The sequence below is a fragment of the Rhizobium sp. 3T7 genome, assembly GCF_020166565.1.
GTDB lineage: Bacteria > Pseudomonadota > Alphaproteobacteria > Rhizobiales > Rhizobiaceae > Rhizobium.
Genome location: NZ_JAIQXS010000068.1, coordinates 1 through 413, shown reverse-complemented (window position 1 = coordinate 413; position 413 = coordinate 1). Strand labels below are relative to the sequence as shown.

Below are 413 nucleotides of genomic sequence, written 5' to 3'. Positions count from 1 at the left end.
AATGGCGGCAACAATGAAAGCGACGGCCTCTCGGCAACCGCCGGCGGGTCACTGAACATCAACTGGGGCGCAGACAGCGCCAATGACGGCAACGGCCAGCCGGGCGACCGCGCGGTTGCCTTCACCAATGCCGACGTCGCCGTTACCGGTGAGGCCGGCGAATTGCTGACGTCGCTCGGCCAGGCTGTGCACACGGTACTGATCGATGGTGTTCTCGTTGGCTATACCGGCGAAACGGCTCCGACGGCAGCGACCGGTGAAGGCGCCGCGAACGTCGTCTTCTTCGCCTCGGTTTCGGATACAAGCTCAAATGGTTCCTACGCATTCACGCTGGTTCAGCCGCTGGATCATGTTGCCGGCAATGGCGAGAACCCGCTGTCGCTGACCTTTAATTACACAGCGACGGATTCGGA

Annotated in this window: 1 protein-coding gene; it reads left to right on the top strand. The window is 61.7% G+C overall.

The window, feature by feature from the left end:
* Positions 1-413, top strand: a 413-nt coding sequence (locus K9B32_RS28875) for a hypothetical protein (RefSeq protein ID WP_224568813.1), incomplete at both ends; no start/stop codon positions are given.